The following is a 12,123-nucleotide window of genomic DNA, read 5'->3' as shown; positions in this document are numbered from 1 at the left end:
TACCTGCCCGGCGGCCGTGTGTGGTCCCGCGCCGCGGAACGGGTCGCGCGAGGGCGCCGGGCGGGCCGCCGTCAGTGAATGATCGCGATGAAGATCAGACAGCAGATGATGTTGACCATCCAGCTGTTGTTCGTCATCCACTCCCGCGCGCGTGGCATGGCGCGCTCGGCGCGCCGGTGGAAGAGCAGCACGGCGAGCAGCGGCAGCGCCGCGACCAGGAGGGTGGCCCCGACGAAGACGGCGGCCTCCGCCGCGCCCTCGTGGTGCTGCTCCAGGTTGGCCCCCACCGTGAGCATAACGATGATGTCGGAGGGCATCAGGATGATCAGCAGCAGCCCGGTCTTGAACGCCCGGCCCGGCCCGGCGTTCATCAGCGAGCCGAGCCACTTGGGCGGTTCGATCGTGGCCCGTTTCACGTAGTTGCGCACGATGGCGGCCAGCAGCAGCGCGATCAGCACATACTGGACGATCTTGCCGACCGAGCTGTCGTCGGACGGCTTGCCGATGTCCACGCTGTTGCCCACCAGCGCGAAGATGCCCCGCGCGGCGGCGACGCCCGCGCTCGCCGAGATGGCCACGCCCGCCAGGAACGCCAGGGAGACCCGCACGGGCCTCGGGGTCGTCACCAGGATGATCGCCGACATGATCTGGGGACCCGCCATCATCGTGATGGCCAGCGGGAGCACCTGAAAGCTCATGGCCCCTCCCCGCCGTGGCTCCCGCCGCACGGGAGACGCCCCTCGTCAGGGCTCACGCTAGAGGAGCGACCGGGGCTCGGTCCGCCGGCCGACGCGTTCTTGACCGGGAGCCGATCCTTTTTTCTGCCCCGCGGTCCGCCCGATGGCCCGCGCCAGGGACGCGGCTGACCCGCGTCTGGGGAGCGCGGACGCGACGCCCCGCGGCAGCACGGGCCGGGAAGCGCGCAGGCGCGCCGGCGGGACGTTCCCCGCCGGCGCGCCCGGCGGACGGCGCGCCTCGCGGCCCCTCAGTGGAAGAAGTGCCGGACGCCGGTGAAGTAGAGGGTGATGCCGGCCTTCTCCGCCGCGGCGATCACCTTGTCGTCGTTGACGGACCCGCCCGGCTCGACGATCGCGCGGACGCCCGCCTCGGCCAGCACCTCCAGGCCGTCCGGGAACGGGAAGAACGCGTCGGACGCGCCCACCGACGCCGCGGCCCGCTCCTGCCCGGCCCGCGCGACGGCGAGCTTGGCGGAGTCGACCCGGTTGACCTGGCCCATGCCGACGCCGACGGTGGCGCCGTCCGCGGCCAGCAGGATCGCGTTGGACTTCACCGAGCGGATCGCCCGCCACGCGAACGCCAGGTCGCGCAGCGTCGCCTCGTCCGCGGCGGCGCCGGTCTTGAGCTCCCAGGAGGACGGGTCGTCGCCGGGGGCGTCCACGCGGTCCACGTCCTGCAGGAGCACGCCGCCGTCGACGCGCCGGTACTCGACGCCGCTTGCCGGGGCGTCCGGGCAGACCAGCAGGCGGATGTTCTTGAAGCGGTCCTTCAGGACCGTCACGGCCTCGTCCTCGAAGGACGGGGCGACCAGCACCTCGGCGAAGCTCTCGGTGACCTGGCGGGCCATCGCGGCGGTGACCGGCCGGTTCGCCGCGATCACGCCGCCGTACGCCGACACCGGGTCGCAGGCGTGCGCCCTGCGGTGCGCCTCGGCGATGTCCGCACCGACCGCGATGCCGCACGGGTTGGCGTGCTTGATGATCGCGACGCACGGCTCGGTGAAGTCGTAGGCGGCGCGGCGCGCGGCGTCGGTGTCGACGTAGTTGTTGTAGGACATCTCCTTGCCGTAGAGCTGCTCTGCCCCGGCCAGGCCGCTCTCGCCCGGCGAGCGGTACAGGGCGGCCCGCTGGTGCGGGTTCTCGCCGTACCGCAGGGTGTTCGAGCGCTCCCAGGTGGCGCCGAGGAAGTCGGGCCACCGCGTCTCGGCGGCGGTCTCGTCGGGCGCGTAGTCGCCGGCGAACCAGGACGCGACGGCCACGTCGTAGGACGCGGTGTGCGCGAACGCCCGCGCGGCGAGCCGGCGGCGCTCGTCCAGGGTGAAACCGCCGGCGTTCACGGCGTCCAGGACCGTCCCGTAGGCGGACGGGTCCACCACGACGGAGACGCTCGCGTGGTTCTTCGCGGCGGCGCGGACCATCGTGGGCCCGCCGATGTCGATCTGCTCGACGCACTCGTCCGGCGTCGCGCCCGAGGCCACCGTGTCGGCGAACGGGTACAGGTTCGCGACCACGAGGTCGAACGGCTCGACGGCCAGGTCGTCGAGCTGCTGGAGGTGGTCCTCCTTGCGCCGGTCGGCGAGCAGGCCCGCGTGCACCTTCGGGTGCAGGGTCTTGACCCGTCCGTCCAGGCACTCGGGGAACCCGGTGAGCTTCTCCACCCTCATCACCGGGACGCCGGCCGCGGAGATCCGGCCCGCCGTCGACCCGGTCGAGACGATCTCCACTCCCGCCTCGTGCAGGCCGCGGGCCAGCTCCTCCAGCCCGGACTTGTCGTACACGCTGATCAGCGCGCGCTTAATCGCCACCCGACTCACCGGTCGAGCTCCCCTCTTGATCGGACGAACCCCTGCCAGACGAACCGCTGTCGGACGGACCCGGGGCGGAGGTCTCGCCGCCGGGCGAGTCCGCGCAGGTCCGGCACTTCATCGAGACCCGTCTGCCGCGCACGGTCCACCCGTCGCGGGCCAGCCGTCCGACGACGTCGACCAGGAGCCGGCGCTCCACCTGCTTGATCCGCTCGTGCAGGGAGTCTTCGTCGTCATGCCAGCCCACGGGGACGGTCTCCTGGGCGATGACGGGTCCGGTGTCCACGCCTTCGTCGACGAAGTGAACCGTACAGCCCGTGACCTTCACTCCGTACGCCAGGGCGTCCCGTACGGCGTGCGCGCCGGGGAAGGACGGCAGCAGCGCGGGGTGGGTGTTGACCGTCCGGCCGCCGAAGCGCGCCAGGAACCGCGGGCCGAGGATCTTCATGAAGCCGGCGGACACCACGAGGTCGGGCTCGTGCTCGGCGACCGTCTCGGCGAGCGCCGCGTCCCAGTCGTCCCGGGACGGAAAATCCGGTATGCAGAGAGTGAAAGTCGGCAATCCCGCCCGTTCGGCGCGTTCGGTTCCGCCGATATCGGGGCGGTCCGCCCCCACGGCCACCACTTCCGCCCCGTAGGCTGGATCCGCGCACGCGTCGAGCAGCGCTTGTAGGTTGGTCCCCGCGCCGGAGACGAGGACGACGAGCCGGGCGGACACCTTTTCTCCCCGGTGGACGTTGCTGGGACGACACGAAGCCTATCGGGCGACCTCGGCGCGGCCTCACCCCAGACCGCCCGAACCGGAAGCCCGCCCGAACAAGAGCCCGCCCAAACCCAGACCCGTACGAACGCAGACCGTACGCACACCCCGCATGGAACCGAGATGCGCACGCCCCAGGAGGAGAAGAACGTGAGCGACCAGCCGGACCGTCCGGCCCAGCCCGAAGACCGCCCCGACGGGCGGCCGGCGGGAGAGCCGCCCGCGGGACCGCGCCAGGGCGGGCGAGGCACCGGCTGGCGGGCCCTGTGGCTCGGCGGCATCGCCCTGCTGACCGCGTTCTTCTTCTACCCGCTCGGCCTGGTGCTCGGCATCGCCGCGCTCGTCGTCGGCGTCAAGGCCCGCCGCAGCGCCCGCCGCACGCACGACGCCGCACCCGGCGCCGTCCCCGGCATCGTGCTCGGGACGATCGGGCTGGTGTTCTCGCTGCTGTCGGTCTCCCTGACGGCGTTCCTGTGGACGGAGCTGAGCGGCTACCAGAGCTGCGTCAGCGCGTCCAACACCACCACCGACAAGCAGGCGTGCCGCGCCGAGTACTACCCGAAGATCGAGAAGAAGCTCGACCTGCCCGCCGGCAGCATGGACAAGTACGGCGACCTGCTCTGACCCACCGGCTCCGCCCCGCCGCGGGTCGGGGCGGAGCGGACTATGCGTCCTGGTCGGGGTCGTCCCGGAGGACGTAGATGGCGCCGCCCCGGTTCTCGGTGCGTCCCGAGTCCTCGCGGGGCGGCGGGACGGGGCGCCGCTCCTCCGCGGGCTCCCGCTCGCCGGGCTCGTGGTGCACGCCGAGATCTCGGTGCCCGCCGGGCTCCTCGGGCTCCAGGTGCCCCTCGACGACGATCGTGCCGTCGCTCGGCGGCTGGGGCTCGTCCTCGGCGAGATCGGGCGCCGGGTCCGTCCGGCGGCGGGGCCGCCGGGGCGCGAGGACGGGCTCGGCCTCCTCGAACTCCAGCGGGTCAGGGGCGTGCGGGGCCTTCGGCGCCGGCTCGGGCGGGCCCTCGGGGCGCAGGTCGTAATCCCCGGGGACGGGCGCCGACAACGGCACGGCGGGCTCCGGGACGGTCCGCACCGGCTTCTTCGGCTTGCCGGGCTTCTTCGCCGCCTTCTTGGAGGGCGCCTTCGCGGCAGAGGCCTTCTTGGCCGCCCGCTTCTTGGACGGGGCGCGCGCCGGACGCCGCAGCACCATCCAGTTCGCCACCCACGCCGCGATCGCCGCCGAGATCCCCACCTCCAGGGCCGCCAGCAGCCCCACCTGCCACGCCGACGGACCCACGGTCGCCATCCGTCCGCCGCCCAGCGGCCCTCCCGCCAGCGCGCTCAGCAGCGCCGCGACGGCCCCGGTCAGGGCGCCGGACACGAAGCCCCACAGCGGCGCGCCCTCCGACACCGGGCTCGGCAGGGACCGGATCGTCAGGACGCCGCCCACCGCGCCGGCGACGAAGGGCGCGGCCAGCGCCAGCAGTGAGATCGCGGGGGCCGGGCCCGGCTGGGGAAGGGCCGCGAGCGGCGGGAACGCGGGCACGGCGTTCAGGAACACCCCGGTCGGGGAGACGCTCGTCCCGGCGCCGACGGAGAAGCCCGGCCCGACCGCGTACGCCATGCCCCAGATCGCCGCGTTCGGAAGGAAAGCCAGCTCGACCAGCAGCAGGAGGACGCCGCCGACGGCGCCGGGGGCGAGCATGTCGTAGAGGTCGCCGGCGTCCGACAGGTGCGCGGCGAGGGACCCGCCGACGAGCAGCGCGCCGGACGCGAGCAGCACGCTCAGCGACCCCGCCACACCGATCACCAGGGAGCGCGGCCGCTCGGGCAGCAGCCGCAGCAGCGCGCCCAGCCCGGACCGGACCCGCCGCCCGCGGGCCTCCGCCGCCACGACCGCCCGCGCCGCCCCGAGCCCGCCCGCGACGGCGGCGACGAGGAAGCAGCCGACGAGCGCCTGCCACGCCGACGGCCGCACCTCCTCGGACGACGCCGCGAGCGCGAGCAGCCCGGCCAGCGCCGCGTACGGGGCGGCCAGCGCGACGCTCACGTGCAGGACCGCGGTGCGCTGCCGGTGCGGCAGCCCGGCCACCCGGATCATCCACCCGCCGCCCCGGTACAGCAGGACCCCGGGCAGGACGAGCACGCCGAGCGGAAGGAGCCCGAACCGCCCCTGCCCGTAGGAGAAGCCCGCGTGGTGCGAGACCAGCCAGAAGTTCACGGCCGTGCGGAACACCCCGGCCAGGCCGTGGCCGAGCGCGGTCTTCGGCGCGGCGATCCAGCCGATCAGCGTGATCGTGGTGAGCACCGCGAGCCCGATGCCGATGCACCACAGCGCCGCGACGAGCCCCGTCACGTACAGCGGCCTCGCGGGGACGGCCGGCGGGCGCCCGCGACCGGAGTCCGCGCCCGGCGGCGCGTCGGCCCGGCCCGCCTCGCCCGGCGGCGGCGCGGCCTTCGGCGTGCCCGTCGCTCCCGCCCCCCTCGCCCCTGCGCCCTTCGACGGCGCGCTCTTCGACGGTGCCGCTTTGGTCGGTGCCGCTTTGGTCGGTGCCGCCTTGGTCGGTGCCGCCTTCGACGGCTGCCGCTTCGCGCGGTGCCCGGGGGTCTTGTCGCTCACCGGTCCATGCTGGCACCGCGCCCGCCCCCGCAAGGCCCGCCCGCCCGGCGTGTCGCCTTTGCGATCACGCCTGGCCGGGCGCCGCCACCCCGCCCGGCCGGCTGGCGCCACCGCGCGCCGCGGCGCCTGCCGGGACGCGAAAGACGCCCGGGCCGACGGGCGGCTCGGGCGTCTTTCGGGTGGTCCGGGGGGATCAGCGGTTCTGCATGATCTCCCGCATGAGGACGGCGGTCTCGCTCGGGGTCTTGCCGACCCGGACGCCGACCTTCTCCAGGGCCTCCTTCTTCGCCTGCGCGGTGCCGGCGGAGCCGGACACGATGGCGCCGGCGTGGCCCATGGTCTTGCCCTCGGGGGCGGTGAACCCGGCGACGTAGCCGACGACCGGCTTGGTCACGTGCTGCTCGATGTAGGCGGCGGCGCGTTCCTCGGCGTCGCCCCCGATCTCACCGATCATCACGATGGCGTCGGTCTCCGGGTCGTCCTGGAACGCCTGGAGCGCGTCGATGTGGGTCGTCCCGATGACGGGGTCGCCGCCGATGCCGACGCAGGTGGAGAAGCCGATGTCGCGCAGCTCGTACATCATCTGGTAGGTCAGCGTGCCCGACTTGGACACCAGGCCGATGCGGCCGGGCGTCGTGATGTCGGCCGGGATGATGCCCGCGTTCGACTTGCCGGGGGACGCGATGCCGGGGCAGTTCGGCCCGATGATGCGGGTCTTGTCGCCCTTGGACTCCGCGTACGCCCAGAAGTAGGCGGTGTCGTGCACCGGGATGCCCTCGGTGATGACGACGCAGAGCGGGATCTCGGCGTCGATCGCCTCGACCACGGCGTCCTTGGTGAACTTCGGCGGGACGAACACGACGGAGACGTCAGCGCCGGTCTCCTGCATGGCCTCCCTGACGGTGCCGAACACCGGGAGGGTCGTGCCGTCGAAGTCGACCGTCTGCCCGGCCTTGCGGGCGTTCACGCCGCCGACGACCTGGGCGCCGGAGGCGAGCATCCGGCGGCCGTGCTTGGTGCCCTCGGAGCCCGTGATGCCCTGGACGATGATCTTGCTGTTCTCGGTGAGCCAGATGGCCATTGTCATGCACCTGCCGCTGCGAGTTCGGCGGCGCGCCTGGCCGCGTCGTCCATGGTGTCGACCTGCTGGACGCCGGGAAGCGCCGCGTCGTTGAGGATCCTGCGCCCGAGCTCGGCGTTGTTGCCGTCCAGCCGGACGACGAGCGGGCGGTTGACGGTCTCGCCGCGGTCGGCCAGCAGCTTGTAGGCCGACACGATGCCGTTGGCGACGGCGTCGCAGGCGGTGATGCCGCCGAAGACGTTGACGAAGACGGACTTGACGTCGGCGTCGGACAGGACGATCTCCAGCCCGTTCGCCATCACCTCGGCGGACGCGCCGCCGCCGATGTCGAGGAAGTTCGCGGGCTTCTGGCCGTTGAACTGCTCGCCGGCGTAGGCGACCACGTCGAGCGTGGACATGACGAGCCCGGCGCCGTTGCCGATGATGCCGACGCTGCCGTCCAGCTTGACGTAGTTGAGGTCCTTGGCCTTCGCCGCCGCCTCCAGGGGGTCGGCCGCGGCCTTGTCCTCGAGCTTCTCGTGGTCGTCCTGGCGGAACGAGGCGTTGTCGTCCAGGGAGACCTTGCCGTCGAGGGCCTTCACCTGGCCGTCGGCGGTGAGGATCATCGGGTTCACCTCGACGAGGGTGGCGTCCTCGTCGGTGAACACGGCCCACAGCCGCTCGATCAGCTCGGCGGCACCCTCGAGGGCCTCCTGCGGGAGGCGGCCCTTCTCGGCGATCTCGCGGGCCCGGGCGCGGTCGACGCCCTCCAGCGGCGAGACCGGCACCATCGCCAGCCGGTCGTGCGGCACCTCCTCGATCTCCACGCCGCCCTCGACGGAGCAGATGGACAGGAAGGTGCGGTTGGCGCGGTCGAGCAGGAAGGAGAAGTAGTACTCCTGCGCGATCGCGCTGCCCTCCTCGACGAGGACCTTGTGGACCGTGTGGCCCTTGATGTCCATGCCGAGGATCTGGGTGGCGAGCTGCTCGGCCTCGTCGGCGGAGTCGGCCAGCTTCACGCCCCCGGCCTTGCCGCGGCCGCCGGTCTTCACCTGGGCCTTGACGACGACTTTCGAGCTTCCCGCGGCGAACAGCTCCGCCGCGATGGCCCGGGCTTCCTGGGGAGTATGGGCGACCTTGCCGGTGGGCACCGGTACCCCGTACTCGGCGAAGAGTTCCTTCGCCTGATGTTCGAACAGGTCCACGAGGGCGTCCTTTTACGGATCGACAGCCGAATGTGCGACCACACGAGTGGGCGTTACACGGGTGTCCGTGCGGCCGGCACTCTGCGGTCCGCTCCGTCGATGCAGCCTAGTCAACCCGCCTCGGTGGTGACGCCGCCGGGTCCACAAGTAACGCGGACTTCTCTTGTACGGGAGCGCCCCGGGCGGTAGGTGTGCTCATCCTCAGGGGAGGGCACGAGTGGCTCGTGAGGAGGATGAACCGATTGACGTAGTTTGATGTACTAATTCGGCGAGACGGCCAGGCGGACAGGGGGCGAACGCATGGCGATGGCGGAGAGACGGAACAGGTCCGTCGCGGAACCCGTCCCCGTCGCGTCCGTCATCTCCGTCCCGCCGCCCGCGGGCGGGCCGGCCACGCCGCGCCGGCGGGCCGCGCCGCGCGGCCGCTCGGGCGCCCGCAAGGTGCGGCGCACCGCGGGCCTGCTCATCGTGGCGGCGCTCGTCGCGACCGGCGGCGCCACCGTCCCCGAGCCGCCCGAGGCCGGCTGGGCGAGCCCCGGGCTCGTCGGCGGCGGCGGGTGGCCGTTCGCGGGCGTCCCGCTCTCCCCCGACCAGGCCGAGGGGGCCTCCTACCTGCCGGGAAGCTCGGTCGTCAGGCTCGCGGACGGGCGGGTCCGGCTCGTCCCGTCGGGCGGCGAGGCGCCGATCACCGTGGACGCCTCCGACCCGCGGGTGGACCGGGCGGTCCGGTCCGACGGCGCGTGGCTGGCGCAGGGGACCGTCCCGGGCGGCGCGACGAACGACGCCTACCGCGACATGGCGACGCGCGCCCTGCTCGACCTCCGGCTCCTCACCCGCCCGAACGGCGCGTCCCTCGCGTCCTGGTACTCGAAGTGGCGGTACTGCTGGCCCCGCGACTCGGCGTTCACCGTGGCAGCGTTCACCGCCACCGGGCATCCGGCCGAGGCGCGCCGCGTCCTGTACTTCCTCGCCCGGGCGCAGCACGACAACGGCATGTGGGCCGCGCGGTACAACGCCGACGGGACGGCCGTCGCCGATGGCCGCGCCCCGCAACTCGACTCGCTCGGCTGGGTGTTGTGGGCGACGTGGTTCTACGGCGTCCGGACCGCGGACCAGGACGACCTGCCCACGCTGTGGCCGATGGTGCGGCGCGCCGCCGACCACCTGGCGCGCTCCCTCGACGCCGAGGGGCTGCCGCCCGCCTCGTCCGACTACTGGGAACGCGACCACCGGCGCGAGCAGGACCCGCGCCGCCCGACGCTCGGCGTGGTCGGCCCCGCGCTGGCGGGGCTGCGCGCGGCGGCCGACCTCGCGCGGATGCGCGGCGAGGGCGCCAAGGCGACGCAGTGGCGGCACGCCGCGCGGCGGCTCTCGGACGCGGTGGCCAGGCAGTTCGCCCCCTACGGCTACCCGCGCTCCCCCGTCCCCGGCGGGCTGATGGACACCTCGGTGACATTTCTCGCACCGCCGTTCGCGCCGGCCGATCAGGGCGTGACCACCGCGATCGCGGACGCCGCGCGCAAGCAGGCGCTGCCGAACGGGGGCGTCCTGCCGGGCGAGCGCTGGTCGGGCGACCCCGACGTCGCCTGGACGCCGGAGACCGCGCTGTTCGGGCTGAACGCGGCCGCGTCGGGCCGGAGGGACGAGGCGCTGCGGCGGCTCGACTGGCTCTCGGCGCACCGCACGTCCCTGGGCGTCCTGCCGGAGAAGGTCGGCGTGACGGGCAGGCCCGCGGGCCCGGCTCCCCTGGGCTGGACGGCGTCGCTGGTCCTGCTGAGCCTTTCCGCGCTGGACCGGCCGCTCCCCGTCCCGTGAGGTGAGGCCCTAGCCGAACTGCTCGTACCCGAGCTTCAGCACGAGGGCTGAGACGACGCAGAGCAGGACGGCCCGAACGAATCCGGCACCGCGGTTGATCGCCATGTGGGCGCCGAGTTGCGCGCCGACGATGTTGCAGACCCCCATGGCCAGCCCGATGGCCCACAGCACGTGGCCCTGGGCCGCGAACACCGCGAGGGCGCCCAGGTTCGTGCCGGTGTTGATGATCTTCGAGGTGGCGGAGGCGTCGACGAAGTCCATGCCGAGCAGCACGGTGAAGGCGATCACCAGGAACGTCCCGGTGCCCGGCCCGAGGAGCCCGTCGTAGAAGGCGATCGCGACGCCCGGGACGAGGACGGCGGCGGCGACCCGGCGGCGCGTCCGCAGCACCGGCCGCGGGAGCCGGCCGAGGTTCGGCCTGAGCACCACGATCGCGGCCACCGCCAGCAGGACGACCATGATGACGGGTTTCAGCACGTCCGAGGAGATCGCCGCCGCGCAGAGGGCGCCGCCGGCGGCGCAGCAGACCGCGAGCAGGCCCGCCGGGAGGGCCACCCTGACGTCCGGCTTGGCCTTGCGCGCGTAGGCGACGGCGGCGGACGCGGTGCCCGCGATCGAGCCCAGCTTGTTGGTGGCGAGCGCGGTCGCGACCGGCTGCCCGGGGTTGAGCAGCAGCAGCGCGGGCAACTGGATCAGCCCGCCGCCTCCCACCACGGCGTCGACCCAGCCCGCCGCGACGGCGGCGGCCAGCAGCAAGACGACCTGCTCGGCGTGCACGGGGGCTCCCGGGGGTAAGGAGTGAAACTGAGATCACCGATTACCCTAGCGGGCCGCCTCCTCCGGCCGGCGGCCGCCTCCTCCGGCCGGCGGCCGCCTCCCCCGCCCCCCGGCACGCCGCTCCCTTCAGGAGGTCGGCCACTCGCTGGCGAGCACCGCCCAGACCTGGACGTCGCGACGGTCGCCGTCGAGGACGAACGCCTGCCGCAGGACGCCCTCGCACGTCATCCCGAGGCGCTCCGCCACGGCCGCGCTCGCGGTGTTGCGCGGGTCGCACAGCCACTCCACCCGATGCATCCCCCGCACGCCGAACGCCCAGTCGATCATGATGCGGACGGCCTTGGTGATCAGCCCGCGCCCCCGGACCTCGGCCGCGAGCCACACGCCCGCCTCGCAGACGCCCTGCGCGGCGTCGAACGTCCGGAAGACCGTGCCGCCCTGGAGGACCCCGTCCACCCAGATGCCGTAGAGGCGGCCCTCGTCCCTGGCCTGCCTGTGGGCGTAGGCCTGGAGGAGCTCGCGGGCGCTCGCCTCGTCCACCACGGTCCGGGCCCAGGGGATGTACTGGTCGATCTCTCCGCGGATCCGGTCGGCGTGCTCGGCGAACTCGGCCGCCTGCCAGGGCTCGAACGGGCGCAGCTCGGCGCCCTCGGCGAGCGTGCGAGCGAACATGGGGGACCTCCCGGGGAGTACGTACCGAACGTTTGTTATGTATTCTACGGGCATGCCCGCCCGAGGTGATCACGACGCCCGCCGCCAGGACGTGTCCGAGGCCGTCTGGCGCGTCCTGGCCGGTCGCGGCTTCGGCGGCCTGACCCTGCGCGCGGTCGCGGCGGAGATGGGCGCCTCCACCGGACTGCTCACGCACTACTTCCCGAACAAGAGGGCCCTCGTCGCCTACGCCCTCGACCTCGCCGAGGAGCGCACCGCGAACCGCCCCCTCCGCGAGGCCCCGCCCGGCCTGGCGTCCCTGCGCGCCGCGCTCCTGGACGTCCTGCCGCTGACCCCCGCCGCGTCGGCCATGAACCGGATCTGGGTGAGCTCCTGGGACGTCGCGCTGGCCGATCCCGAACTCGGCGAGCGCCAGCGGCTCCGCTACGAGAACTGGCGCGCGCGGCTCCGCCCCCACGTCGCCGCCGCCGTCGAGCGCGGCGAACTGCCCGCGGGGCCCGGCCCGGACGACACCGTCGCGGCCGCCGCCGCGTTCACGCACGGCCTGGTCGTCCATGCCCTGTTCGCCCCGGACGCCTACCCGCCCGCCCGCCAGGCCGCGATGCTGGACGCCTTCCTGGCCGTACTGGCCGCGCCGGCCGGCCTCCCCGCGGCTCCCGGCGGGGAGGGATGATGTCC

General features: G+C 73.8%; 11 protein-coding genes. 3 read left to right on the top strand and 8 right to left on the bottom strand.

Features of this window, described 5'->3' with window-relative positions:
• Positions 1 to 71: 71 nt before the first annotated feature.
• The 3 genes from ABD944_RS15255 to purN all read right to left on the bottom strand — a co-directional run bounded on the left by ABD944_RS15255 (position 72) and on the right by purN (position 3,260).
• Entirely contained in the window at positions 72 to 698 is a 627-nt protein-coding gene (locus ABD944_RS15255; protein WP_345176671.1) for a GAP family protein, read from the bottom strand.
• Positions 699 to 985: 287 nt separating this feature from the next.
• Positions 986 to 2,551 (bottom strand): bifunctional phosphoribosylaminoimidazolecarboxamide formyltransferase/IMP cyclohydrolase, encoded by a 1,566-nt coding sequence (gene purH, locus ABD944_RS15250; protein WP_345176669.1) that lies wholly within the window; start codon positions 2,549 to 2,551, stop codon positions 986 to 988.
• Positions 2,532 to 3,260 (bottom strand): phosphoribosylglycinamide formyltransferase, encoded by a 729-nt coding sequence (gene purN / locus ABD944_RS15245; protein WP_345176667.1) that lies wholly within the window; start codon positions 3,258 to 3,260, stop codon positions 2,532 to 2,534. The genes purH and purN overlap by 20 nt, the downstream gene beginning before the upstream one ends.
• 165 nt (positions 3,261 to 3,425) lie before the next feature.
• On the opposite strand from purN, the gene ABD944_RS15240 reads away from it, so the two are divergent.
• Positions 3,426 to 3,926: a DUF4190 domain-containing protein gene (locus tag ABD944_RS15240; protein ID WP_345176665.1), complete on the top strand. Its 501-nt coding sequence runs from the start codon at positions 3,426 to 3,428 to the stop codon at positions 3,924 to 3,926.
• Positions 3,927 to 3,966: 40 nt separating this feature from the next.
• Here the strand turns inward: ABD944_RS15240 and ABD944_RS15235 are convergent, their stop codons facing one another.
• From ABD944_RS15235 to sucC, 3 genes are all read right to left on the bottom strand, one after another.
• Complete coding sequence (locus ABD944_RS15235) at positions 3,967 to 5,916, bottom strand: cell division protein PerM (protein WP_345176663.1); 1,950 nt, start codon at positions 5,914 to 5,916, stop codon at positions 3,967 to 3,969.
• A gap of 193 nt (positions 5,917 to 6,109) precedes the next feature.
• The gene (gene sucD, locus ABD944_RS15230) at positions 6,110 to 6,997 is read right to left on the bottom strand and encodes a succinate--CoA ligase subunit alpha (RefSeq protein ID WP_345176661.1); all 888 of its coding nucleotides are present in this window, start codon (positions 6,995 to 6,997) and stop codon (positions 6,110 to 6,112) included.
• A 2-nt stretch (positions 6,998 to 6,999) separates the two neighbouring features.
• On the bottom strand, positions 7,000 to 8,181 hold the full coding sequence (gene sucC, locus ABD944_RS15225; RefSeq protein ID WP_345176659.1) for an ADP-forming succinate--CoA ligase subunit beta: 1,182 nt from the start codon (positions 8,179 to 8,181) through the stop codon (positions 7,000 to 7,002).
• 306 nt (positions 8,182 to 8,487) lie between these two features.
• Between sucC and ABD944_RS15220 the strand changes: the two genes are divergently transcribed.
• Entirely contained in the window at positions 8,488 to 9,996 is a 1,509-nt protein-coding gene (locus ABD944_RS15220) for a glycoside hydrolase family 15 protein (RefSeq protein WP_345176658.1), read from the top strand.
• A gap of 9 nt (positions 9,997 to 10,005) precedes the next feature.
• Here the strand turns inward: ABD944_RS15220 and ABD944_RS15215 are convergent, their stop codons facing one another.
• Both ABD944_RS15215 and ABD944_RS15210 read right to left on the bottom strand, forming a co-directional pair.
• Positions 10,006 to 10,773: a sulfite exporter TauE/SafE family protein gene (locus ABD944_RS15215; RefSeq protein ID WP_345176656.1), complete on the bottom strand. Its 768-nt coding sequence runs from the start codon at positions 10,771 to 10,773 to the stop codon at positions 10,006 to 10,008.
• A gap of 126 nt (positions 10,774 to 10,899) precedes the next feature.
• A complete protein-coding gene (locus ABD944_RS15210) occupies positions 10,900 to 11,445 on the bottom strand; it encodes a GNAT family N-acetyltransferase (protein WP_345176654.1) in 546 nt (181 codons plus the stop codon).
• A 52-nt stretch (positions 11,446 to 11,497) separates the two neighbouring features.
• Here ABD944_RS15210 and ABD944_RS15205 point away from each other — a divergent pair, with 52 nt between their 5' ends.
• Positions 11,498 to 12,118, top strand: coding sequence for a TetR/AcrR family transcriptional regulator (locus ABD944_RS15205; protein WP_345176652.1), 621 nt, complete (start codon positions 11,498 to 11,500; stop codon positions 12,116 to 12,118).
• Positions 12,119 to 12,123 lie beyond the last annotated feature (5 nt).

The organism is Actinomadura verrucosospora, assembly GCF_039540335.1.
GTDB lineage: Bacteria > Actinomycetota > Actinomycetes > Streptosporangiales > Streptosporangiaceae > Spirillospora > Spirillospora verrucosospora.
Note: the sequence above shows the minus strand (reverse complement) of the source record. Positions and strands in the feature narration are given on the sequence as shown.